21 protein-coding genes are annotated in these 22,379 nt (G+C 64.3%); 10 read left to right on the top strand and 11 right to left on the bottom strand.

Going from position 1 to position 22,379, the window contains the following annotated elements:
* Nucleotides 1–12: 12 nt before the first annotated feature.
* The 6 genes from U0C82_RS15255 to U0C82_RS15230 all read right to left on the bottom strand — a co-directional run bounded on the left by U0C82_RS15255 (nucleotide 13) and on the right by U0C82_RS15230 (nucleotide 4,968).
* Nucleotides 13–360, bottom strand: a complete 348-nt coding sequence (locus U0C82_RS15255; RefSeq protein ID WP_322188165.1) for an HPr family phosphocarrier protein — start codon at nucleotides 358–360, stop codon at nucleotides 13–15.
* A gap of 3 nt (nucleotides 361–363) precedes the next feature.
* Nucleotides 364–765 carry a PTS sugar transporter subunit IIA gene (locus tag U0C82_RS15250; RefSeq protein ID WP_322188163.1) on the bottom strand — a complete coding sequence of 134 codons (402 nt, stop codon included), beginning with the start codon at nucleotides 763–765 and terminating at the stop codon, nucleotides 364–366.
* Nucleotides 766–936: 171 nt separating this feature from the next.
* Complete coding sequence (locus U0C82_RS15245) at nucleotides 937–1,392, bottom strand: HPr kinase/phosphorylase (RefSeq protein ID WP_322188162.1); 456 nt, start codon at nucleotides 1,390–1,392, stop codon at nucleotides 937–939.
* Between the two features lie 10 nt (nucleotides 1,393–1,402).
* Nucleotides 1,403–3,202: a sensor histidine kinase gene (locus U0C82_RS15240; RefSeq protein WP_322188160.1), complete on the bottom strand. Its 1,800-nt coding sequence runs from the start codon at nucleotides 3,200–3,202 to the stop codon at nucleotides 1,403–1,405.
* A gap of 136 nt (nucleotides 3,203–3,338) precedes the next feature.
* The gene (locus U0C82_RS15235) at nucleotides 3,339–4,049 is read right to left on the bottom strand and encodes a response regulator transcription factor (protein WP_322188159.1); all 711 of its coding nucleotides are present in this window, start codon (nucleotides 4,047–4,049) and stop codon (nucleotides 3,339–3,341) included.
* Between the two features lie 535 nt (nucleotides 4,050–4,584).
* Complete coding sequence (locus U0C82_RS15230) at nucleotides 4,585–4,968, bottom strand: septal ring lytic transglycosylase RlpA family protein (protein ID WP_322188157.1); 384 nt, start codon at nucleotides 4,966–4,968, stop codon at nucleotides 4,585–4,587.
* A 449-nt stretch (nucleotides 4,969–5,417) separates the two neighbouring features.
* Between U0C82_RS15230 and U0C82_RS15225 the strand changes: the two genes are divergently transcribed.
* The 3 genes from U0C82_RS15225 to U0C82_RS15215 all read left to right on the top strand — a co-directional run bounded on the left by U0C82_RS15225 (nucleotide 5,418) and on the right by U0C82_RS15215 (nucleotide 7,786).
* The gene (locus tag U0C82_RS15225) at nucleotides 5,418–6,119 is read left to right on the top strand and encodes a helix-turn-helix transcriptional regulator (protein WP_322188505.1); all 702 of its coding nucleotides are present in this window, start codon (nucleotides 5,418–5,420) and stop codon (nucleotides 6,117–6,119) included.
* Nucleotides 6,116–6,742 carry an alpha-ketoglutarate-dependent dioxygenase AlkB gene (locus U0C82_RS15220; protein WP_322188156.1) on the top strand — a complete coding sequence of 209 codons (627 nt, stop codon included), beginning with the start codon at nucleotides 6,116–6,118 and terminating at the stop codon, nucleotides 6,740–6,742. The genes U0C82_RS15225 and U0C82_RS15220 overlap by 4 nt, the downstream gene beginning before the upstream one ends.
* A gap of 306 nt (nucleotides 6,743–7,048) precedes the next feature.
* The gene (locus U0C82_RS15215) at nucleotides 7,049–7,786 is read left to right on the top strand and encodes an SDR family oxidoreductase (protein ID WP_322188154.1); all 738 of its coding nucleotides are present in this window, start codon (nucleotides 7,049–7,051) and stop codon (nucleotides 7,784–7,786) included.
* A gap of 13 nt (nucleotides 7,787–7,799) precedes the next feature.
* Here the strand turns inward: U0C82_RS15215 and U0C82_RS15210 are convergent, their stop codons facing one another.
* From U0C82_RS15210 to U0C82_RS15190, 5 genes are all read right to left on the bottom strand, one after another.
* Nucleotides 7,800–8,531 (bottom strand): SDR family oxidoreductase, encoded by a 732-nt coding sequence (locus tag U0C82_RS15210; RefSeq protein WP_322188152.1) that lies wholly within the window; start codon nucleotides 8,529–8,531, stop codon nucleotides 7,800–7,802.
* A gap of 37 nt (nucleotides 8,532–8,568) precedes the next feature.
* On the bottom strand, nucleotides 8,569–10,059 hold the full coding sequence (locus tag U0C82_RS15205) for a UxaA family hydrolase (RefSeq protein WP_322188150.1): 1,491 nt from the start codon (nucleotides 10,057–10,059) through the stop codon (nucleotides 8,569–8,571).
* Between the two features lie 32 nt (nucleotides 10,060–10,091).
* Nucleotides 10,092–11,732, bottom strand: coding sequence for a TRAP transporter large permease (locus U0C82_RS15200; protein WP_322188148.1), 1,641 nt, complete (start codon nucleotides 11,730–11,732; stop codon nucleotides 10,092–10,094).
* 121 nt (nucleotides 11,733–11,853) lie between these two features.
* Nucleotides 11,854–12,714, bottom strand: coding sequence for a TRAP transporter small permease subunit (locus tag U0C82_RS15195; RefSeq protein WP_322188146.1), 861 nt, complete (start codon nucleotides 12,712–12,714; stop codon nucleotides 11,854–11,856).
* Between the two features lie 86 nt (nucleotides 12,715–12,800).
* Entirely contained in the window at nucleotides 12,801–13,865 is a 1,065-nt protein-coding gene (locus U0C82_RS15190; protein ID WP_322188144.1) for a TRAP transporter substrate-binding protein, read from the bottom strand.
* A gap of 750 nt (nucleotides 13,866–14,615) precedes the next feature.
* Between U0C82_RS15190 and U0C82_RS15185 the strand changes: the two genes are divergently transcribed.
* The 7 genes from U0C82_RS15185 (at nucleotide 14,616) to U0C82_RS15155 (ending at nucleotide 22,143) form a co-directional block, all read left to right on the top strand.
* Entirely contained in the window at nucleotides 14,616–15,707 is a 1,092-nt protein-coding gene (locus U0C82_RS15185) for a septal ring lytic transglycosylase RlpA family protein (RefSeq protein ID WP_322188142.1), read from the top strand.
* 133 nt (nucleotides 15,708–15,840) lie between these two features.
* On the top strand, nucleotides 15,841–17,040 hold the full coding sequence (locus U0C82_RS15180) for a D-alanyl-D-alanine carboxypeptidase family protein (protein ID WP_322188140.1): 1,200 nt from the start codon (nucleotides 15,841–15,843) through the stop codon (nucleotides 17,038–17,040).
* 38 nt (nucleotides 17,041–17,078) lie between these two features.
* The gene (gene tmk / locus U0C82_RS15175; RefSeq protein WP_322188138.1) at nucleotides 17,079–17,741 is read left to right on the top strand and encodes a dTMP kinase; all 663 of its coding nucleotides are present in this window, start codon (nucleotides 17,079–17,081) and stop codon (nucleotides 17,739–17,741) included.
* Between the two features lie 5 nt (nucleotides 17,742–17,746).
* Nucleotides 17,747–18,796: a DNA polymerase III subunit delta' gene (locus tag U0C82_RS15170; RefSeq protein ID WP_322188136.1), complete on the top strand. Its 1,050-nt coding sequence runs from the start codon at nucleotides 17,747–17,749 to the stop codon at nucleotides 18,794–18,796.
* A 153-nt stretch (nucleotides 18,797–18,949) separates the two neighbouring features.
* Nucleotides 18,950–20,506, top strand: coding sequence for a methionine--tRNA ligase (metG, locus tag U0C82_RS15165; protein WP_322188133.1), 1,557 nt, complete (start codon nucleotides 18,950–18,952; stop codon nucleotides 20,504–20,506).
* A complete protein-coding gene (locus U0C82_RS15160; protein ID WP_322188131.1) occupies nucleotides 20,506–21,303 on the top strand; it encodes a TatD family hydrolase in 798 nt (265 codons plus the stop codon). Before metG ends, U0C82_RS15160 begins: the two co-directional genes overlap by 1 nt.
* A 6-nt stretch (nucleotides 21,304–21,309) precedes the next feature.
* On the top strand, nucleotides 21,310–22,143 hold the full coding sequence (locus tag U0C82_RS15155) for an MBL fold metallo-hydrolase (protein ID WP_322188129.1): 834 nt from the start codon (nucleotides 21,310–21,312) through the stop codon (nucleotides 22,141–22,143).
* The last annotated feature ends 236 nt before the right edge of the window (nucleotides 22,144–22,379 follow it).

Genomic DNA, 22,379 nt, shown 5'->3' with positions numbered 1-22,379 from the left:
GCGGGGAACCAGTCAGCTCTCCTCGCCGAACCGATCGTCGACAAGCGTCTTGAGTGCGGTGAGGACGGCGGTCGCATCGCGGCCGGTCGCCGATACGTGGACGTCGCAGCCCTTGGTGGCCGCAAGCATCATCAGCCCCATGATCGACTGACCCCCCACCGTCATGCCGTCCCGCTTGACGGTGACTTCGGCATCGAAGAGGTCGACGGTCTGGACGAACCGGGCGGATGCCCTGGCGTGCAGCCCGCGGCGATTGCAGATGGTCAGCACCCGCTCGACCTTCGCGTTCGGCTGATCGGGCGCTTCGTCTTCCAGAGGATAGGCGCCGCAGTCGCCGGATTGTTCAGAAACTTCTCTCATGGTTTACGCTCCGCTGAGCACACGGCTCGCGATGTTGATGTATTTCCTGCCCGCTTCCTGAGCGTCCGCCAAGGCCTCGGCGATCGGCTTGTCGACGCGGACGCTCGCCAGCTTGATGAGCATCGGCAGGTTGACGCCGGCAAGCACGTCGACGCGCGTTCCGTCCATGACGGAAATGGCGAGGTTCGATGGCGTGCCGCCGAACATGTCGGTCAGGATGATGACGCCTTCCCCGCGCTCGGCCAGGGCGACCGCCTCGATGATATCGGTGCGTCGCTGCTCCATATCGTCTTCCGGCCCGATGGAGATCGTCTCGAACGCCTCCTGCGGCCCGACGACGTGCTCCAGCGCGTTGCGGAATTCCTCTGCCAGCCTGCCATGGGTAACGAGTACGAGACCAATCATGTAAGCGTTGACGCTCCGTACGAAGTCAGCGGCATCGTGTTCTCCGAATATTGGGGTCCGCACACGCAACGGTTCTGCGCGTCCGGACCATGACTCTAGCCGGGATGGCTGGCGCGAGGATCGCCTCTGCCGGGAAGCTTCACAGTTTCGAATGAGTTTGCAAGGCGAGTCTCAGCGAACCTGCAAGTTATCATCAGTTAGAAGCGATAAAATCACATCCGCCGTGAACGCTGCGTCTCGCCTTGGGACGGCGATCCGACGAATGGCCCGCCCCAGGAGTTCGCATTCTTGCATGGTTTTCTCGGGAAGACGCATGAGGTCTTCCGCCGCGACGAGATCAACAATGAGTGATAAGGCGGCAGGTGCCGTCGGCGTTTCGCGGATGATGCCCACCCCGGAAATCTCGATCAGACCCATCAGGACCGGCGGTGCGGACATGATGACGTTGGCCTCGCAGCGCTTGAGATCGACCCGGTCGTCGCTGATTAGTCCGGCGTCGAGCGACAGCGAGGCGGCTCGGCGAAGCAGCGAGATGCAGAGGCTCGATTTCCCGCTGCGGGCCGCACCGCGAATGAGGATCCCGTAGGACCCGACACGAAGCGCGGTGCCGTGTATGTTCTCGCCCATGATGGTCCCGTCAGATCCCGGTCGGTATCGATACGATGAATCGTGCGCCCTTCACGTCCGTCCGCTCGATGACGTTTTCCGCCCGGATCGTACCGCCATGGGCCTCGACGATCTGGCGGCTGATCGAAAGGCCGAGACCGGAGTTCTGGCCGAACGCTTCGGCGCCCGGGCGGTCGGTGTAGAACCGCTCGAAGATCCGGTCGATGTCCTCGGCTTGGATGCCGGGGCCATTGTCCTCGACCGACACGACGAGGCGGTTCGTTCGGCGGCGGACGTCGATGTCGATCCGCCCGCCATCCGCCGGGACGAAGGATCGGGCATTCTCGATCAGGTTCGTGAACACCTGGCTGAGGCGAAGATCGTGCCCGATCACCTGAGTTCCGCCCTTCATGTTGGGCGGCACCGGCTGAACGCGCAGATTGATCGCCGTCGCGCGGTCCGGCTTGACGCGCCCGCGAATGCCTTCGACGACCGATTCCAGAAGTTTGGCGACATCGACCACGTGCGCCTCCTGGCGCGCCAGCTCGGCGTCCAGCCGCGACGCATCCGAGATGTCGGTGATCAGCCGGTCGAGGCGACGCACATCGTGCTGGATGATTTCGAGGAGACGCTCGCGGCTCTTCTCGTTCTTGGCCAGTGGAAGGGTTTCGACCGCGCTGCGAAGCGAGGTGAGGGGGTTCTTCAGTTCATGGCTGACGTCGGCGGCAAAGGATTCGATCGCGTCGATGCGGGCGTAGAGCGTCCGGGTCATGTCCTTGAGGGCGACGGCCAGATTGCCCACTTCGTCCGCCCGGTCGCCGAAATCGGGGATCTCGGCCCGGTCGTTGACGCCGCGCCGCACCCGCACGGCGGCGGCCGACAGCTTTCTGAGCGGGGTCGCGATGGTCGACGCGAGCAGGACCGACAAGGCGATCGTCACGAGCGCCGCGACCGCGAAGGTGCGCACGATCGCAGTCCGCTCGGCCTGGACGATCTTGTCGATATCGCCGCCCTGGGTCGAAAGGAGGAGCACGCCGAGTACGGCCCGGAAGCGTTGGATCGGCACGGCGACCGAAACGATCAGTTCGCCGTTTTCCGTCGCGCGAACCACCGTGGCGGGTCCGCCCGTCAGCGCGTTGACGACTTCCGGATAGGTCGTGCCGGAACCGCCGGGTGTTTCCTGATAGGTCGGCAACCTGTTGCTGGAAAACAGCCGTTCGAACCAGCCGACGACGTCGCCGATCAGCGTGCCATCGTCGAGCTCGACCGGGGGCAGATCGTAGCGCAGCACCTGACCCTGCGCATAGAGATGGCGGGTGTCGAGAATGAGATTGCTGTCGCGATCGTAGAGCCTTGCGCGGGTGCGCGTCGGCGAGATCAGACGTCCAAGAAGCGGCGCGATCCGCTCGGGTTCGATCGGAAAATCGAGGCTCTCAGAGCCACGCGACGAGGGCGTCAGCGTGTCGCCGGCCTGAAGCTCCAGCAGGCGCTCTGGATCGAGCGTGATCGAGTTCGTATCGATCGTCGCCGAGGAGGCGATCGCCGCCGCCATGATCTCCCCTTGCGTCAACAGGCTCTCGACCCGCGCGTCGATCAATCCGGCGCGGAACTGGTTGAGATAGAGAATGCCGGAGACCAGAACGATCAGTGCGACGAGATTGAGGAAGACGATGCGCCGCGTCAGCGACGAGAACACCGTATGCGACAGAAGCCAGCGCAGCCGGAACAGCGATCTGCGAACCACGGGAAAACGCCGCAAGCGCCTGCGCCGCGACAGGCCGCGCCTCGGGATCGTCTTGTCGTCCTTGCTTGCGTCGGAGACGGATGCCATCGATGCCGCGCAATCCTTGAGTTCGAGAGAGCGGATACGATCGAGATATCCGGCCTGTGTCCACGGGGTCTGTGACGTCATGCGCCGCGGGACGGGGCGCAAGGCTGCGTGCAGCCTTTAAGAACCAGCGGCAACGCTACATCTCGCGGAACCGGTAGCCCACCCCATACAGCGTTTCGATCATGTCGAAATCGTCGTCGATCGACTTGAACTTCTTGCGCAGGCGCTTGATGTGGCTGTCGATCGTGCGATCGTCCACATAGACCTGTTCGTCGTAGGCCGCATCCATCAGCGCGTCGCGCGATTTCACGACGCCCGGACGCTGGGCGAGCGACTGGAGGATGAGGAACTCCGTCACCGTCAGCGTTACCGGCTTTCCCTTCCAGGTGCAGGTGTGACGCTCCTGATCCATGACAAGTTGGCCGCGCTCGAGGGACGTTTCCGGATTGGTGACGTTGCCGGGCCTGACCGGGCTCGCCTCGCGCGCTGCCCCGCGCCGCAGGATCGCCTTCACCCGTTCGACGAGGAGACGCTGGGAAAACGGTTTGCGGATGTAATCGTCCGCGCCCATTTTCAGACCGAACAGTTCGTCGATCTCCTCGTCCTTCGATGTCAGGAAGATGACGGGAATATCGGATTTCTGGCGCAGGCGCCGCAGAAGTTCCATGCCGTCCATGCGCGGCATCTTGATGTCGAAGATTGCGAGATGCGGCGGGCTTGCCTGAAGTCCATCGAGAGCGGACAGGCCGTCCGTATAGGTCTCGACCTTGTAGCCTTCGCTCTCGAGCGCGATCGCCACGGATGTCAGAATATTCCGGTCGTCATCGACAAGCGCGATGGTCGGCATCGAGTCTCTTCTCCTCTCGCCGGCCGTTCGATGGTCATCGATCGCCGACGGTACAATTCCAAGTGGCCGACGATCCGGTCGATCGGCGCAATCCTGTTCGTCCCAAACGTTTGGCACGGCTTCGCACGACCGCACTCACTGCCTTCAAATGTGGCAAACCCAGCTGTTTTCAATCCATGGGTATCATGCGGCAGGGCGAAAACAAGCTGCAGACGGCGCGCGAGCCTCAGGTGCCGGGGTGATTTGCGGGCCGTTCTCGCGTTCGCGGCCGGTCGGATCCCGCGAGGAATACGACTTCGATCCATCCTCACGGTCGCGCGCCGAAACGAACCGTCGGGCCGAACGAAAAAGGCGGCGGTCCTGTCCGGATCCGCCGCCTGAGATGTCGCACGTGTCGCGCTCTTCCATGCGGGACCCTCGGGCCCCTGCGCCGCCAAACGTCCCGATGGACGAACTTGGCGGCGTGTCATTTGATTTGACGCTAGCGCTTCCTGTCTCTTCTCCGGAAGATCAGCGCTAGCGTGAAGTCGAATTTTTACAGGATGTCGATCTTGACGTTGGCGGTGCCGGACTTGACCATGCCGATCTTCGAGGCAGCGCCCTGGGACAGGTCGATCACGCGTCCACGAATGAACGGACCCCGATCATTGATGCGCACGACGACGGACTTGCCGTTGTTGCGGTTCGTCACCTTGACCTTGGTTCCGAAAGGCAGCGTCTTGTGGGCGGCGGTCATGGCGTTCATGTTGAACGTCTCGCCGTTCGCCGTGGTCCGACCGTGGAAGCGCTTGCCATAGTAGGAAGCATGTCCGCCGCTGGCGGAAGCGGCCGACACGATGTCGGTCGTCGCAACGGTCGTGCCTGCGGACGCGAATGCCAGCACGGCTGCGGTGAAGACGGTCTTTGCGGAAAGTTTCATGCGGTATTCTCGTATGTTCTCGCGCGCAGCGTCGTTTCCGACATTCGCGCTACCCCAGTTTCATCGGCCACCGACCCCCAAGGTCCCTCGTTGCCGCCGACGGATGCTGTATCCTTAAGCTTCTTGACGAGAACGTGATGACTTTGCGACGAGGACAAGGTCATTCTGTGCGGTGCGGGAACTTTTTCAAATTTTCGGTAAGCGATTGAAACTTCGTTAGGAAAGAGGCGGCTCGGCGTTCGGTCGCGGGATTTGGCGCTTGCCAAGCGGGGCAGACTCTTGCTGAATCCGGCCAAGGCCCATGCTGACCGCCGGACGGGCGCGAGGCTGCCGGCCGAACCGAGAGGCAGCGCAGTCATGACGATAGACGTTCCGGAGCCGGCGACAAAACTGCGTCGGTCGGCTTTTCATCGGCTGGCACGTTCGCGCTCGGAGGGGCCGTCTTGATCGTGCTTCCCGACCTTGCCAGCCTGCCGACGCCCTGGACGGAACATGGCCTCAGGGACGCGCTCGCGAGTGCGGCGGTCGCCGCCGGTTTCACGCATGTGGCCGCCCTCAGCCTGCCCGCCACCGACGAACAGGGCCTTCAGACCCGCTATCTCATCGGAAACTGGTCTGCCGCGTTCCGGCGTTCCTACGAGCAGGCAGATCTTCACAAGCACAAGGTCGTCGCCTCGATGCTGACCGCCGATCCGATGCCGTTCGAATGGGATATCGACACGCTCTACGGAATTTCGGACCCGCAACCTTCCCCGGGCGCGCGGCTCCTGGCCGGAGCCGGCTGGTCGGAAGGGGTGTTCCTGCCGGTCCACGGGCTGACGGCCTTTTCCGGTGCTTTGTGTTTTGCCGGGCCCGAGCCGCTGCCGCCACGCCCGGCGATCCGGGCGCTGCATAGTTTCGCCTTTGCCTTCTTCGGGATGCTGTCGGCCGTAAGGTTCGAGGAAAACCGCAGGAACAATCCGCTGAGCGCGCGCGAGCGCGACTGCCTGCGGCTTGCCATGCTGGGCAAGACCTCGTCCGAGATCGGCACGGTCCTCAGCCTGTCGGAATATACGATCTCGCAATATCTGACGGCCGCCCAGCGAAAGCTCGACGCGTCGAACCGCACCCACGCCGTCGCCCTGGCCGCGCAGCTCGGCTACCTGTCGTGAACGTGCTGCCGAAGGGCGTTCGGCACATCCCGGCCCATCTTTCGCGCACGGATCAGGAAGCGCTCGTCGACGACATCCGACGCGTGGTCGAGGCAGCACCCTTGTTCCAGCCGGCCATGCCGAAGACCGGAAAGCCCCTCTCGGTTCGCATGACGAATTGCGGCGCGCTCGGTTGGGTCGCCGATCGCGCGGGCTATCGGTACCAGCCGCACCATCCGCGCACCGACGCGCCCTGGCCGGCGATCCCGGAACGCCTGCTGGCTCTTTGGACGGAGGTCAGCGGCCATGACGTCCCGCCGCAGGCCTGTCTCGTCAATTTCTACGACGATGCCGCAAAGATGGGACTGCATCAGGATCGCGACGAACGCGATCTGACCGCCCCGGTGGTCTCGATCTCGCTCGGCGACGATTGCCTGTTCCGGGTGGGCGAGACCACGCGCGGCGGCCGGACCACGTCGATCAGGCTGCGGTCGGGAGACGTGGTGATTCTCGGCGGGGCCGGGCGGCTCTGCTATCACGGGGTCGATCGCATCTATCCGGCCACATCCACCCTGTTGAAGAAGGGTGGCCGCATCAATCTGACCCTTCGCCGGGTGACGGCGCCGGGCGAACCCTTTGCCTGAACGTTCGTGGGTGGCACGCAAGAGGCGGCCCCGCACCGAAGGCCGGGCGCGGTGCTTCGAAAGGCCGGCGCCAGGGCATGGGTTTTGCGTCGTTCGGTTCCCGGCAACGGCGATCGCAAGGGTGCCTCTGCGGGGCGGAACGCGTTTTCCCGTTCGCCGCCGATGCGGCCGGGACCTTCCGCGAACGAGCCGTTTTTTCCGTGACCGCGCCGATATTCTCTATAGATACCCGGTCCTGGATCATCCATCGATCGCGTGCGCGCCACCATACTGGGGGTGCGTTCGAAACCAAAAGGGGGGAAATGCATGCAGACCATTCTCGTGACCGGGGCCGGTAGCGGAATCGGCCGGACGACGGCTCGAACGTTTCTGGAAAACGGATGGCGCGTCGCGCTCGCAGGGCGCCGGGAGGAGCCGTTGCGCGAGACGGCGGAAGGCTTCGAGGACAGCGCGGTGGTGCTGCCGTTCGACGTGACCGACCCGAAGGCGGTCGAGAGCGCCTTCGTGGAGATCGCCAACCAGTTCGGGCATCTCGACGTCCTGTTCAACAATGCCGGCGTCAATCTTCCGGCAACGATGATCGACGAGATCGCCGTCGACGACTGGCTCAACCTCGCCTCCACCAACATCACGGGCATGTTCCTGTGTGCCCGCGCGGCGTTCGCGCTGATGCGCCAGCAGGATCCCCAGGGCGGTCGCATCATCAACAACGGGTCGATCTCGTCCCATGTGCCGCGCTTCGGATCGGTGCCCTACACCATGTCGAAGCATGCCGTGACCGGGCTCACCAAATCCCTCAGCCTGGACGGGCGGAAGTTCGACATTGCCTGCGGCCAGATCGACATCGGCAACGCACTGACCGACATGGCGCAGAAGATGACCGAAGGCGTGCCACAGGCCGATGGCTCGATCGCGATCGAGCCGGTGATGGACGTGTCGCACGTCGCCTCGTCGGTCCTCCACATGGCGAAGCTGCCGCTTTCGGCAAACGTCCAGTTCATGATCGTCATGGCGAGCGCCATGCCGTTCATCGGGCGCGGCTGACGTCCCGCCGCTCTCAGCCCGCCGACCAGCCGCCGTCGATGATGTGCGCCTGGCCGGTGGTGAAGGCGCTCTCGTCGGATCCGAGATAGACGGCGAGGGCGGCAATCTCCTCCGGGCGGCCGATACGGCCCATGGGCTGGCGTGCGATGAAGGCTTTCTGGGCCGCTTCATAGTCGCCCGTCGCGCGCCAGCGATCGTGCAGGGAGGGACTCTCGACCGTTCCAGGACAAATGCAGTTCACGCGCACGCCCGTTGTGACGTAATCGAGCGCGACCGATTTGGTCATGGCCACGATGGAGGCCTTGCTGAGCCCGTAGATGAAGCGGTTCGGCGCACCGATGATCGAAGAGACGACCGAGGCGATGTTGACGATCGAGCCGGACCCACGCTCCACCATGGTGGGAAGGGCGGCGGCCATCGAGTGGAACTGCGAACGCACGTTGAGGTTCATTGCGAAATCGAACTCTTCGTCGGTCGCCTCCGCGATCGTGCCGGAATGGACGAAGCCGGCGCAGTTGACGAGAATATCGGGGTTCGCCTCCCTGACCGCGGCCTGGAGCGCGGACTTGTCGGTGACGTCGAGCGCGAACGTCCTGGCGTCGAGGCCGGCCAGCAGATCGGATTTCAAATCCGTCGCGGTCACCTGCGCGCCTTCGCGCACATAGGCTTCGGCGATGGCGCGGCCGATGCCTTGGCCTGCGGCGGTGATGAAGGCGCGTTTTGCGTTCAGTCTCATGATACTCATCCCGGAATCTGCACGTTTCGATGATTCGGCCACGACCTCACATCACGGCCCCGACCTGCCAGGGCACGAATTCGTAATCGCCGAGCCCCTGGGCCTCGGATTTCGTCTTCTCGCCGGAGGCGATTCGCAACCACATCTCGTAGATCTCGCGGCCGACCTCTTCCACGCTGCGAGCGCCCGAAAGGATGCGCCCCGCATCCACGTCCATGTCGCCGGACATCCGCTGGTACATTTCGGTGTTGGTGGCGATCTTCATGGAGGGCGAGGGCTTGGCGCCGAACGCCGATCCGCGTCCGGTGGTGAAGGCGACGAGATTGCAGCCGGACGCGATCTGCCCCGTCACCGAGGCCGGATCGTAGCCGGGGGAATCCATGAAGACGAAACCGCGTTCGGTCACCGGCTCGGCATAGCGGTAGACGCCGTTGAGCGGCGTCGTCCCGCCCTTGGCGGCCGCGCCGAGGCTCTTTTCGAGGATCGTGGTCAGGCCGCCGCGCTTGTTGCCGGGCGAGGGATTGTTGTCCATCGAACCCTTGTTGCGGGCGGTATAGTCTTCCCACCAATGGATCAGCTCGATGAGCTTGTCGCCGATCTTCCGGTTGGCGGCGCGGGCGGTCAGAAGATGCTCGGCGCCGTAGATTTCGGGGGTTTCGGCGAGCACACCGGTGCCCCCCTGGGCGACCAGAAGGTCGCAGGCATAACCGAGCGCCGGGTTCGCGGTGATCCCCGACCAGGCATCCGACCCACCGCATTGCAGCGCCACCATCAGCTCGGACGCGGGGCACGCCTCGCGGCGCACGTCGTCGACCAGGGGAAGCATCGTCTCGATGGTCTCGATCCCCTTCGCGATGGTCTCCCGAAGCCCGCCTTCGTCCTGAATGTTGAAGGTGCGGAACAGCGGGCCGGGCGTCAGGCCGTAGGCCTCGATCAGCCAGTCGATCTGCATCATCTCGCAGCCGAGGCCGGCCATCAGCACCCCGCCCACATTGGGATTGCGCGCATAGCCCCAGAGCGTGCGCTGCAGGATGCCGAAGCCGGTTCCGTCGCCGCCCATGGCGCAGCCCGTGCCGTGGACGAACGCCGTCACCCCATCGACGTTCGGATAGGCGGCCAGCTTCTCCGGCGTGAAATGCGAGGCGATCATCCGCGCGGCGGTCGCCGAGCAGTTCACCGAGGTCAGGATCGCGATGTGGTTGCGGGTTCCGACCCGGCCGGACGCCCGGCGATATCCCTGGAACGTGTCGGCGGTCTCGGCGGGCGCGACCGGCCGCAGGTTCGTCGAGAACTCGTAGTCCATGTCGACATTGCGGAATTCGAGATTGTGCGTGTGGACATGGGCACCGGCCGGAATGTCCTCGCCGGCATAGCCGATCACCTGCGCATATTTGACGACCGGCGCACCCTTGGCGATGTCTGCGGTCGCCATCTTGTGGCCGCGTGGAATCAGCTGTTTTGCGCCCTCGACGCCGACTTCGAGGGGCGCTGCGGCGGTGACGACATTGTCGTTTGGGGACAATCGAACGGTTTTCATGAGAGGCCTTCTACACCACAATTGCCGGGCGACTACAGGAACACCGTCGTGATCGGCGGGAAGAGGAAGATGACGGCAAGGATCAGCAGCTGCATGCAGATGAACGGCAGGAAGCTCTTGAAGATTGCGGGCAGCGTGATGTGCGGCGGCGCGACGGACTTCAGATAGAAGGCGGCCGGCCCGAACGGGGGCGAGAGGAAGCTCACCTGCATGTTCACGCAGAACAGGATGCCGAACCAGACCTTCACCAGCGTCGCCGATTCCAGCTCGCCGAACATGCCGAGCTCGTTGATCGGCAGCTTGAGAACGATCGGGAGAAACACCGGCATGACGAGAAGCACGATGCCCGTCCAGTCCATGAAGGCACCCAGGAACAGGAAGATAATCATCATGACGAGGAGCACGCCCATGGTCGGCAGCTCGTAGCCGATGATGAGATTGGCGACATAGGTCGGCCCGCCGGCAATGGTGTAGGCCCCCGCCAGCGCGGTCGCGCCGAAGGTCACCCAGATGATCGTGCCGGTCGACTTGAACGTACGCATGGACGCTTCGCGCAGGAGATTGAACGAGAATTCGCGTCGCAGGCAGATGAGCGCGAGCACCGCGATCGAGCCCATGGCTGCCGCTTCGGTGATGCCGGTGATGCCGCCATAGATCGAGCCGAGCACGACGAGCACGATCAGGAGAGGCTGCACCATGCCCTTGCCGCGCTTCCAGGATTCGCGCGCGACCTCGGCGCCGGCGCCGAGGACGATCCAGCCGAGGCAGGCGAGCGCCAGCGGAACGGCCCAGTAGAGGGTTCCGGGGTCGCGGAACCATGAATCGTCGTCGCCCCAGCCGGCGAACTGGATCAGCAGGTTGCGCACGATGACGATGGCGGCGAAGACGCCGATGATCTCGGCGAGGAGCGTGCCGCCGTAAAGCTTCTTCTCGCGCCCGTCCATGTCGTCGGGCGAGGGTTCCGGGAGCGGGGCGAGGCTCGGATTGATGCGCGTGCGGACGAGAATGTAGATGATGTAGCAGAGCGCGAGCATGAAGCCTGGCAGGAAGGCTGCCTGGAACAGGGCCTGGATCGAGGTTTCGGTGATCAGACCGTAGAAGATGAGGACGATCGAGGGCGGAATCATCGTCCCGAGCGAGCCGGACGCGCAGATCGTGCCGATCGCAAGATTCTGATCGTAGCCGAGCCGCAGCATCTGGGGCAGGGCGATGAGGCCGAGGAGCACGACCTCGCCGCCGATGATGCCGCTCATGGCGGCCATGACGATCGCCATCAGCGCGGTGACGACGGCGATGCCGCCGCGGGTCCGGTTCATCCAGATCGAGAGGGACGAATACATGTCCTTGGCGATGCCGGACCGCTCAAGAAGCACCGCCATGAAGATGAAGAGGGGGACGGAGATCAGGACGTAATTGGTCGTGATGCCGTATAATCGCTGGGCGAGCACGTTCAGCGGACCCGAGCCGAACGATCGGGTGAGGATGCCTTCGCCGAAGCCGTAGCTGGCGAAATCGATGCCGTGGACGAACGGATCGGTGATCAGCGTCGGCTCGAACTTGAGAACCATGACAACGACCGCGAGAAAGCCGGACGCAAAGCCCAGCGGCATGCCGATCGCCAGAAGCACCAGCATGCCGACGAGCAGGATCATCGAGATCGTGCCGATATCCATGGTATGAAGTCCCCCAATTGGTCCGCCCGCGTTCGCGGAACGATCTGCCCCGGAACGATCTGCAGCGACGCGTCTCGACGCGTCCTATCCTGATGAAACCGGCCTCGTGACGCCGCCGGCCCTATTGCTTGACGGACCGCTCGCTTGGTCGTGGATCGCGCATGGGATCGACACCCCCGGCGGCCTCGTCGACCGGCGGCGGCCTGCCTGCGAGAACCTCGCCGGGCGCGTCGTTCCGCGCGTCGGCAAGACCGAGATCCTCGAGCGGATCGTATTCCTCGACGATCGGTTCGGGCGTCGTGTTGAAGTCACGCACCAGGCCGACGAGGCACAGGACGACGGAAATCACCAGGAGCGCGCACAGGACGATGCGCCAGACCATCGGGACGCTCGAGCCCTCGCCGGCCACATCGAGCACGAACGGCAGGGCGGCAAGGCAGAGGCCGATGATCAGGATCCCGCAGACGACGTCGAAGGTCTTGCGAACGGCCGGAGAGGCCGGCCAGTCGCGGATTAGGTTCGAGAAGGCCTGAAGCGAAACGAGGAAGAGCGTGATCAGGACGAGCGGCTTTATCGTTGCCGGAAGGGGCGGATCCCATGCGGTCCCGAACGCCTCCCAGCGCCAGAACTTGGCGAGAGCTTCGCCGAACGCCCCCCACAGAACCGCGATGAAGAAGATCGCGACGCACAGCGTCGAAATGACATCGAAGATCCGGCGAAGCCAGAGCGGCGCCATGTCGTAGAGCACGAAGATGCGGATATGGCTTCGCTGCTGCATGGAGTACAGCCCCGCGGTCACGTAGACCGCACCGGCCGCCCACAGGCTCAACTCGTTGACCCAAAGGGTCGGAGCCTGGAACATGTACCGCATCACGACTTCGTAGAACATGATGCAGACGATGAACGCCGGCCCCCACATGGTGACGCGGCTGAACGTGAAGCTCAGCCGATCGACCGGACCAGTCGGCTCGTGCTCGACCATCGGATCGCTCCCGATAAAATGTGGAACAAGGTGGTCGGCCGGACGGGCTCCAGACGGGCCCGGTCCGGCCGACCATGGCGTGGCGGCTAGTTCGCGCTTTCGCTCGCCGGGGCTGCGGCATCCGACGCGGCAGCGTCCTTCACGAGACCGAGCTGCGTCAGGTAGGCCAGATGGCTTTCGACGAGGGCCTCGGCTTCGGGGGACGTGGCGAATTCCGGCCAGGTTGCCTGCGCCGCGTCGCGGAACACCTGCCGGTCCTCCGGCGACCAGTCGTAGAGGGTGACGCCCTTGGCCCGAAGATCGGACGCGGCCTGCGCGTTCTTCTGCTCGAAGGTGAGGGCGGTGCGCAGCGCGAGGGACTCCATCGCGGTGTTCAGGATCGCCTTGTGATGGTCCGGCATGGCGTCATAGACGGACTTGTTGCAGGCCAGATGATCCGACGGCATCGAGTGGAAGCCGGGATAGGTCGCGTGCTCCACGATATCGTAGAAGCCGAGACCCACATTGTTGGCGAGGCCCGATGCGTCCGCGCCGTCGATGATGCCGGACTCGAGCGCCGTGAAGATCTCGGTGAAGTCCATGACGATCGGGCTTGCACCCAGCTTCTCGAAGATCTTGGTCTCCATGCCCGGAGGCGAACGGAACTTCCAGTTCTTGAGGTCCTCGGGGCCTGCGAGCGGCTTCGACGAGGACATGGATTCCTGGCCGTAGATCCACCAGCCGATGAGCTGCATGTCGAATTCGTTGTAGAGCTTCTGCGCCTCTTCGAGGCCGCCGCCATAATAGAGCCAGGACAGCTGCTGATAGGGCGTGTCGTAACCGCCCATGATGTCGCCGACGAACTGGAAGGCCGGATTCTTGCCGGTCTGGTAGGCGCCGCCCGTCATGTCGCAATCGACGATGCCCGTCGCGGCCGCGTCGAAGGTTTCGACGGTCGGAACGACGGCGGAGGAGAAGAACGGCTCGATCGTGATCTCGCCGTTCGACATGGCCTCCACCTTGTCGAAGAACTCCTGCGCGAGCTGCCCCGAGGGCGTCTCCGGAGCGTAATGGGTCTGAATGCGAAGATTGGTGGACTGCGCGAACGCTGTTCCTGCAAGGCAGGTCGAGGCTGCAAGCGCAGCCGCTGCGGTCAGATGACGGATCCTCATCGAAATACTCCTCCCGAAGGGCTCTCGGCCCCATTTCCAGATCGATCAGGCTATGCCTGCCGACGGCAATCGTAAGATTGCCCGATGGCCGTCCTCCCAGACTTCTCGCCATCGAACGGAACGGTAGCCGAACAACCGGTCCGCAAGCAACCGCTTGATGGCGAACTCCACGGATGTCTGACGGATTGTCCGGGCTGGACCATGGCGCTCCCAAAGCGTTCCGGCCGCCCGATCGCGGATCGCCATCGACCGTTCGCGCCGTGCGCGACGTCACGCCGTTCAAGGTCGTTGGCGGTCGATTCGCCCGTTGCGCAGGCGGCACATGTCAGGTGCGAACGGCAAAAAGCATTTATCCTTGAAACTTTCTTCATCTTCGTTGCCGATCATGCCGCGCGACCGCCGCGCATGGGCCAGGGGACGTCTCGCTAAACGGCGGGGGATCTCGCGATGCGGTCCGCGCAAGCGCTTGAAAAGGGAAGCCTTATACGCCTCGGCCATCCGCCGTGGCGGCGAACTTCGGCGAGGCGTGAGAGGTCGATCGTCCACCGAACTGCAACGGGTCCGCCACGCCCATTTTGCGGCATTCGGCCGGCTTCAGACATGACGCGGCAAGCTTCGCGAAGCCTCGAACGCAATTTCGCCGCTTGATCCATGTTCATCCGCCTTGTTAGACAATCGGGCAGCGGGATGGCCGGACGATGGGGATCGTCCTCATCCGCGCAGCCGGAAAATGCTCAAGGGGGAAATGGCTTGACAATTTTCGACGGGTCGACGGCGTTTGGACGCCCGGTGTTGTTCGCATCCCTCATCGGAGTGGGCATCACCCTTGGCGGATGTCAGGACAAGGGCTCGGCCGTCGGATTGGACGACGTCACCTCATCGGTGAAATTCGACGAAAAGACCTATGGCGTGCCGGCATCTCCCCGGGTTGCCGAACGGACCGCGCGCAACATCGAGAAGGGCGGCGGCCGGGCGATGGTCGGGAAGCCTTACAAGATCAAGGGCAAGTGGTACTATCCCAAGGACGAACCCGGCTATGTGGGGACGGGCACGGCATCCTGGTACGGCCCGAACTTCCATGGCCGGCTGACCGCAAACGGCGAAACCTACGACATGCGGCACCTCTCGGCCGCGCACAAGACATTCCCCTTGCCGTCCTACGCGATGGTGACGAACCTCGACAACGGCCGCAAGGTCAAGGTCCGCATCAACGACCGGGGGCCCTATGCCCATGGCCGCGAGATCGATCTGTCGCAGAAGGCCGCCGAACTTCTCGATTTCAAGCACAAGGGCGTCGCGAACGTCAGGGTCGAATATATCGGCCGGGCACCGGTCGAGGGCGACGATACCCGCATGCTGATGGCAAGCTACTCGGACGGTGGCGGCCAGCCGCAGGACATGATGGTCGCATCCTCCCAATTGCAGGAAAGCCCGCCCGTCGGCGCTTCGGCCTACAGCGCGCTTGACGCGGCTCCGGTGCCGGGCGTTCGACCGATGCGGGAGCTTTTCCAGAACCAGCCCTCGCGAACCGGAGACCTGATCGACACGCTGAGCTCCTTCAGGTCGGAAGCGAACGCGTCGGGAGCCACGCAGGCGCTCAAAGCGCTTGGAACGGCCTCCGGACCCCGCACGGAGAAAATCCATCTCGGCACGATCGACCGCGCGCTCATGGCGACGGTCGGCAAGGTGATCGGCGTCGGCACCAGCGCCCGCGCCGAGGATACCGGCCGTCCAGGCCTCGTGTCGGCAACCGTGACCGCGGCGCCGAACGTCGACAAGGACAGGCTTCTGCAGAAGCTCTGGTCGGCCGGCTTCACCGACGCGTTCCCCGTTCGCGACTGAGACCAGCCATGCCGGCGCCGTCGGCTGCGAGATGTTTGCGCCGATCCGGCGTCGCACCGCTTTCGCGAGGCGACAGATGGCATTAGGGTGGACCAACGGCAATCCTATCGAACGTTCCGGTCGCACGCCCATCATGTCACTGTCTTCGCCTTTCCGCCTGTCCCTTTCCCTCTGCTGCCTGTTGGCGTTCGCCGCGCCGACCGCTGTCTGCGCGCAGGAGGGCGCGCGAAGCGGATATGGTCTCGAGACCGCCGCGCCGCGGGCGCTTCTCGTCGAGGACCAGACCGGCACGGTCATTCTCGACAAGAATGCCGATCAGACGTTCGAGCCCGCATCCCTCGCCAAGCTGATGACGATGGAAGTCGTGTTCGAGGCGCTGAAGGCGGGCGACATCACTCTGGCGACCGAATTTCCCGTCAGCGAACATGCCTGGCGCACGGGCGGCGCACCGTCGGGCGCCGCGACCATGTTCGCGGCCATCGGATCGAGCGTGCCCGTCGCAGATCTCATCCGCGGCACCATCGTCCAGGGCGCCAACGACGGCGCGATCATCCTTGCCGAAGGGCTCGCCGGCTCGGAAGACGCCTTCACCGAGCGGATGAATGCACGGGCGAGCGAGCTGGGTCTGGAAAACACGCAATACGCCAATCCCACCGGACTTCCGGTCGCAAACGGTGTGCAACACACCAGCGCGCGCGATCTCGTCACGCTGACGCGCCATCTGCGCGCCGAACATCCCGAACTCTACGCAATCTTCTCCGAGCCGGCCTTCGAATGGAACAAGATCTTCCAGCGAAACCGCAATCCGGTCCTGTCCGCCGATCTCGGCGGGGAGGGCGTCGGAACCGGCTTTTCGGAGAAGAGCGGATACGCATTGATGGGCGCAGCTTCCAAGGGCGGCAGGACGTTCCTGTTGGCGCTGTCCGGCCTTGCGACGCCCGCCGAGCGGGCGAGCGAGGCGGAACGGCTGCTGAATTTCGGGTTCGACGATCTGGTCTCGGCCAACGTGCTCGAGGCCGGCGCGATCGTCGGCCGGGTCCCGGTCTTCAACGGGGTCGTCGAGACCGTTCCGGTGCGCATCGACGGGCCGATCACGATCCTTCTGCCCGAGGATGCCCTTGCCGACGTCACGGCAGAAGTCCGCTTCGAGGGGCCCGTCATCGCGCCGGTCGCGAACGGTGATCTGATCGGCGTCGTCGATGTTCAAGTTTCCGGCGAAACTGTCTATAGCCAGAACGTATTCGCGAACGCTTCGGCGGCCGTCGGGAGCTTCCCGGAGCGGGCGCGCGGCGCGCTCGAGGAATTGGCATTCGGCTGGACCCGTTCATTCTGAACGAAGGGCCCGGCTTCGGGCGACAGGTTGGAGTTTTCGTGGCCGGACAGTTCATCACATTCGAAGGCGGCGACGGAAGCGGCAAGACCACGCAGGTTCGGCGGCTGGCGGACGCACTTGCCAGAAGCGGCATCGAGGTGGTGACCACCCGCGAGCCCGGCGGCACGCCGGGCGCGGACGCGGTTCGCCACGTGGTGCTGTCGGGGGCGGCGAGGGCGCTCGGCGCAACCATGGAAGCGGTCTTGTTCGCGGCAGCGAGGGCCGATCATCTGGCTTTGGTGATTCGTCCGGCCCTGGCGCGGGGCGCGACCGTCATCTGCGATCGCTTCCACGATTCGACGCGCGTCTATCAGGTGGCAGCCAGCGAGAGCGACGAACGCTTTCTCGACCGGCTCGAAGATGCGACCCTCGACGGCGCGTTTCCGGACCTCACCATCATTCTCGACGTTCCGGCGGAGATCGGTTTCGAGCGCGCCCGCGCCCGCCGACAGGACGCCGTGGCCGATCGGTTCGAAGCCGACGAGCTGAGCGTCCACGAAAGCCGGCGCGCGCTGTTCCTGTCGATCGCAAACGCCGAGCCGGAGCGCTGCGTCGTCATCGACGGGCGCGGCGACGAGGACGAGATCGCTGCCGACATTCTGGCGGCGGTCGAGGACCGGCTCGGGCTTTCGCTTGCCGATGCAAGCGAAGCGATGCCCTGAGCGCCATGGAGATCGCGACGCAGGCCGAGCACGACGATCTGGAGGGGGTTTCGCCGCCGAAGGCCCAGTCGCGTCTGATCGGCCATAATGAAGCGTTCGCGGAATTCCGAACGGCCTTCGAAGGCGAGCGGATGCATCATGCGTGGTTGCTGCAGGGCCCGCGCGGCGTCGGGAAGGCGACGGCGGCGTTTGCGTTCTCGCGACTGCTCCTCGGCGCGGAGGCGGACGTGACCGCAAAGGGCGTCGCGTTCGACGAAGGCGGCTCCGTCTTTCGCCAGCTTGCCACGGACGCGCATCCCGGGCTCATCCATATCAGCCGTGCGGCGCAGGAGCGCGGCACCGGCTTTCGCAGCCAGATCACCGTGGATGAAGTGCGGCGGCTCGCCCGCTTCTTTCACGCCACCGGGGCGCGGAACAGTTTCCGAATCGCGATCATCGATCCGGCCGACGACATGAACCGCAGCGCCGCGAACGCCTTGCTGAAGATGCTGGAAGAGCCTCCGCAACGGGCCGTCTTCTTCATCGTGAACCACATGCCGGGCCGGCTTCTCCCGACCATCCGCTCGCGCTGCCGTTTCCTGCGGTTCAATTCGCTCGCCAAGGACGATCTCGCCCGCGCGATCCGCGCGACCGGACCGGGTGCCCCGGCCGATCATTCCGATCTCCTCATCGAGGCCGCCGAGGGATCGGTTCGTCGCGGATTGCAGATCGCCGAATATGGCGGCGTGGAGATCCTCAGGACGCTTCAGCCCCTGCTGCAGGCCGAGCGTCCCGACTGGAACGGGTTCGGCGCGATCGCGGACCAGCTGTCCCTTCGGGGCCGCGAGGCCGCCTACGATCTGGCGATCGAATCGGTGACCGCGACGATCGCGCGCGCAAGCGAAGCCGCGCTCAAGGCCGGCGCGCTCGGCGATGCGTCCGACCTGTCCGCCCTGTGGCAGAGCGAGAAAGCCCGAATCGCCGAGGCCGGCGCCTACAATCTCGACCGCAAGCAGGTGTTGCTGACGCTTTACGACCGGTTCCACGAGGCGAATGCCGCTCGCTACCTTGCGTGACCCGCGCGATCGTCCGACGCGCGGGCGTGCGGCCGTCCCTGCGGGTGAACGGATATTCCTTGCGGCGGGCGAGGGTGGTTCATTGAGGGGCGGAGGGTTTTCCGCTATCCGACACGACGAAGAACTCAAGCCGAAGCGAGCGCACAATTCACCATGGCGGAACGGTACTATCTGACGACGGCGATCTCATATCCGAACGGCAAGCCGCATATCGGCCATGCCTACGAGCTGATCGCGACGGATGCTCTCGCCCGATTCAAGCGGCTCGACGGCTACGACGTCTTCTTCCTGACGGGGACCGACGAGCATGGCATCAAGATGCTTCAGAACGCGCGCGCGCAAGGCCTGACGCCGCGTGAACTGGCGGACGCGAACTCGGCCGCGTTCCAGCGCATGTCGGTCGCGCTCGGCGGATCGAACGACGATTTCATCCGGACGAGCGAGGCCCGCCACAAGGCCACGTGCCAGGCCATCTGGAAACGGATGGAGGAGGCGGGCGATATCTACAAGGACAGCTATTCCGGCTGGTACTCGGTTCGCGACGAAGCCTATTACGGCGCGGACGAAACCGTCCTGAAGGAGGATGGCTCCCGGATCGGGCCACAGGGCTCGCCCGTCGAATGGATCGAGGAGGAAAGCTATTTCTTCCGCCTGTCGAAGTTCCAGGAGCCGCTCCTGAAATTCTACGAGGACAATCCCGATTTCATCGGCCCGAACGAGCGCCGCAACGAAGTCGTGTCGTTCGTGAAGTCGGGCTTGCGGGATCTGTCGATCTCGCGCACGACGTTCGACTGGGGCATTCCGGTTCCGGGCGACGAACGTCACGTGATGTATGTCTGGGTCGATGCTTTGACGAACTATCTCACGGCGACCGGCTATCTCGAAGATCCGAACGGCGAGCGTTCCGGGTTCTGGCCGGCCGACCTCCACGTCATCGGCAAGGACATCACCCGGTTCCATTCCGTCTATTGGCCGGCGTTCCTCATGTCGGCCAAGCTGCCGCTGCCCAAGCGCGTGTTCGCCCACGGCTTTTTGTTCAACCGCGGCGAGAAGATGTCGAAATCGGTCGGCAACGTCATCGACCCGTTCGCGCTGGTCGAAACCTATGGGCTCGATCGCCTTCGCTACTTCCTCCTGCGCGAGGTCCCGTTCGGCCAGGACGGCAATTATTCGCACGACGGCATCGTCAACCGGACGAATTCCGAGCTTGCCAACGATCTTGGCAATCTGGCCCAGCGATCGCTTTCGATGGTCGCCAAGCATTGCGAGGGCAAGGTGCCGCAGCCCGGCGCATTCACCGCGAACGACGAGGAGATCCTGGGCGCCGCCGACGGCCTTCTGGCGATCGCGCGCACATGCGCCGACCGCCAGGAAATTCACAAGATCCTCGACGCCATCATTTCGGTCGTGTCGCAGGCCAACCGCTACTTTGCGGGCGAGGAGCCCTGGGCGCTGCGCAAGAGCGATTTCGACCGAATGCAGACGGTGCTCTACGTCACCGCGGAAGTGCTGCGCAAGGTGGCGATCCTGTTCCAGCCCTTCGTGCCAGAAAGCGCATCGAACCTTCTCGACATACTCGGCGTCCACGCGAACGATCGCGGCTTCGACGAACTGACGAATACGGCGCGTCTGGCGCCGGGCGCCGCGCTTCCGGCCCCCAGACCGATCTTTCCGCGGTTCGTCGAGGAAGAAGGCGATAGCGCGAACTGATGTTCATCGTCGATAGCCACTGCCATTTCGACTTTCCCGATTTCGAGGACGAGCGCGACGCCGTCATCGCGCGTGCGCGCGAGAACGATGTCCGGTTGTTCGTCACCATCTCGACGAAAGTCGCCAGGATCGACCGGCTTCTCGCCCTGACGGACCGCTACGACAGCGTCTATGCGTCCGTCGGCACGCATCCGAATTCGGCCGGAGAGGAGCCCGACGTCGAGACCGGGACACTCGTCGCGCTGGCCGGACGCCACGACAAGATCGTCGCCATCGGCGAGGCGGGTCTCGACTACCATTACGACCATGCGCCGCGCGACGTGCAGGAAGCCGTCTTCCGCCGCCATATCGCGGCTGCGCGCGAAACGCAGCTTCCTCTCGTCATCCATTCGCGCGACGCGGACGAGGCCATGGCCGCGATCCTGCGTGACGAAACCGGGCGAGGGGCGTTCCCCTTCGTTCTCCACTGCTTCTCTTCCGGACCCGCCCTCGCCGAGACCGGTCTCGAACTCGGTGGCTTCGTGTCGTTCTCGGGTATCCTGACGTTCAAGCGATCCGACGCGTTGCGCGCCATCGCGGCGCGTGTGCCGATGGACCGCCTGCTGGTCGAGACGGACGCGCCCTACCTTGCGCCGATGCCCTATCGTGGCAAACGCAACGAACCTGGCTATACCAGACACACGGCCGAGGTTCTGGCCGGCGTCAAGGGCGTATCCATCGAGGAGATTGCGCAGGCGACGTCCGACAATTTCTTCGGCCTGTTCTCGAAGGTTCCGGATCCGAGACGGGCGAACTGACACGCGATGTCGGGCGACGCTTCAGAAAAACGTCTGCGGCTGACGATCCTCGGCTGCTCGTCCTCGCCGGGCGTTCCGCGCATGTCCGGCGACTGGGGCAATTGCGATCCGTCGAACCCGAAGAACCGTCGGACGCGCACCGCGGCACTCGTCGAACTGATCGCCGACACCGGCATTACGCGCCTTGCCATCGACTGCGGCCCGGATTTCCGCGCGCAGATGATCTCCGCAAGGGTCGATCGCCTCGACGCACTTCTCCTGACCCATTCCCATGCCGACCATATCCACGGCATCGACGACGTCCGGCCCTTCATGCAGACGCAAGGACGGCGCATCGATATCTACGGCGATGCCGCAACGTTCGAGCGTGTGGTCGCCGCGTTCGGCTATATCTTCAGGACGCCGCGCGACAGCGCCTATCCACCGGTCGCCGTCCGGCATGTCGTCGAGCCGGGAAGGGCGTTCTCTATCGACGGCCCCGGCGGCTCGATCCCGATCATGCCCTTGTCGCAGATCCACGGGTCGATCCGGTCGCTGGGGTACCGATTCGGCACGCTTGCCTATTGCACCGATGTCAGCGCGTTCCCGCCGCAGACCGAGGCCGGGCTTCAGGACCTCGATCATCTGGTCCTCGGCGCGCTCCAATATCGGACTCATCCCAGTCATTTCTCCCTCGATCAGGCGCTCGGCTGGATCGACCGGTTGCGCCCGAAGGCCGCGACGCTCACCCACATGCATACGCCGCTCGACTACGACACGGTCCAGCGCCAGACACCGGACCATGTCCAACCCGGCCATGACGGGCTGATCATCGAAGTGCCGTTCAACAGCGAACCGTGACGGATGTCCGACGGCTGATCCTTCGCTCGTCATGGACGACCGTTTCACATCGGCAAGACGATCCTTCCGGCTCCGTTTCGCCGCCGCACGCCAGCAGAGCCGATGTCTGCCGAGGCACGGCGCCATCCTCTCAACGAACCGATGGGCCTCGCAACGAACCGGTGGGAGAGACCCTGGGGCGATGACAGATCCGGAACGATACCCGGCAGACGCCGATCAGATACGAGTTGCATAAT

The sequence above is a fragment of the Fulvimarina uroteuthidis genome (assembly GCF_034321785.1).
GTDB classification, from domain to species: Bacteria; Pseudomonadota; Alphaproteobacteria; order Rhizobiales; family Rhizobiaceae; genus Fulvimarina; species Fulvimarina uroteuthidis.
Note: the sequence above shows the minus strand (reverse complement) of the source record. Positions and strands in the feature narration are given on the sequence as shown.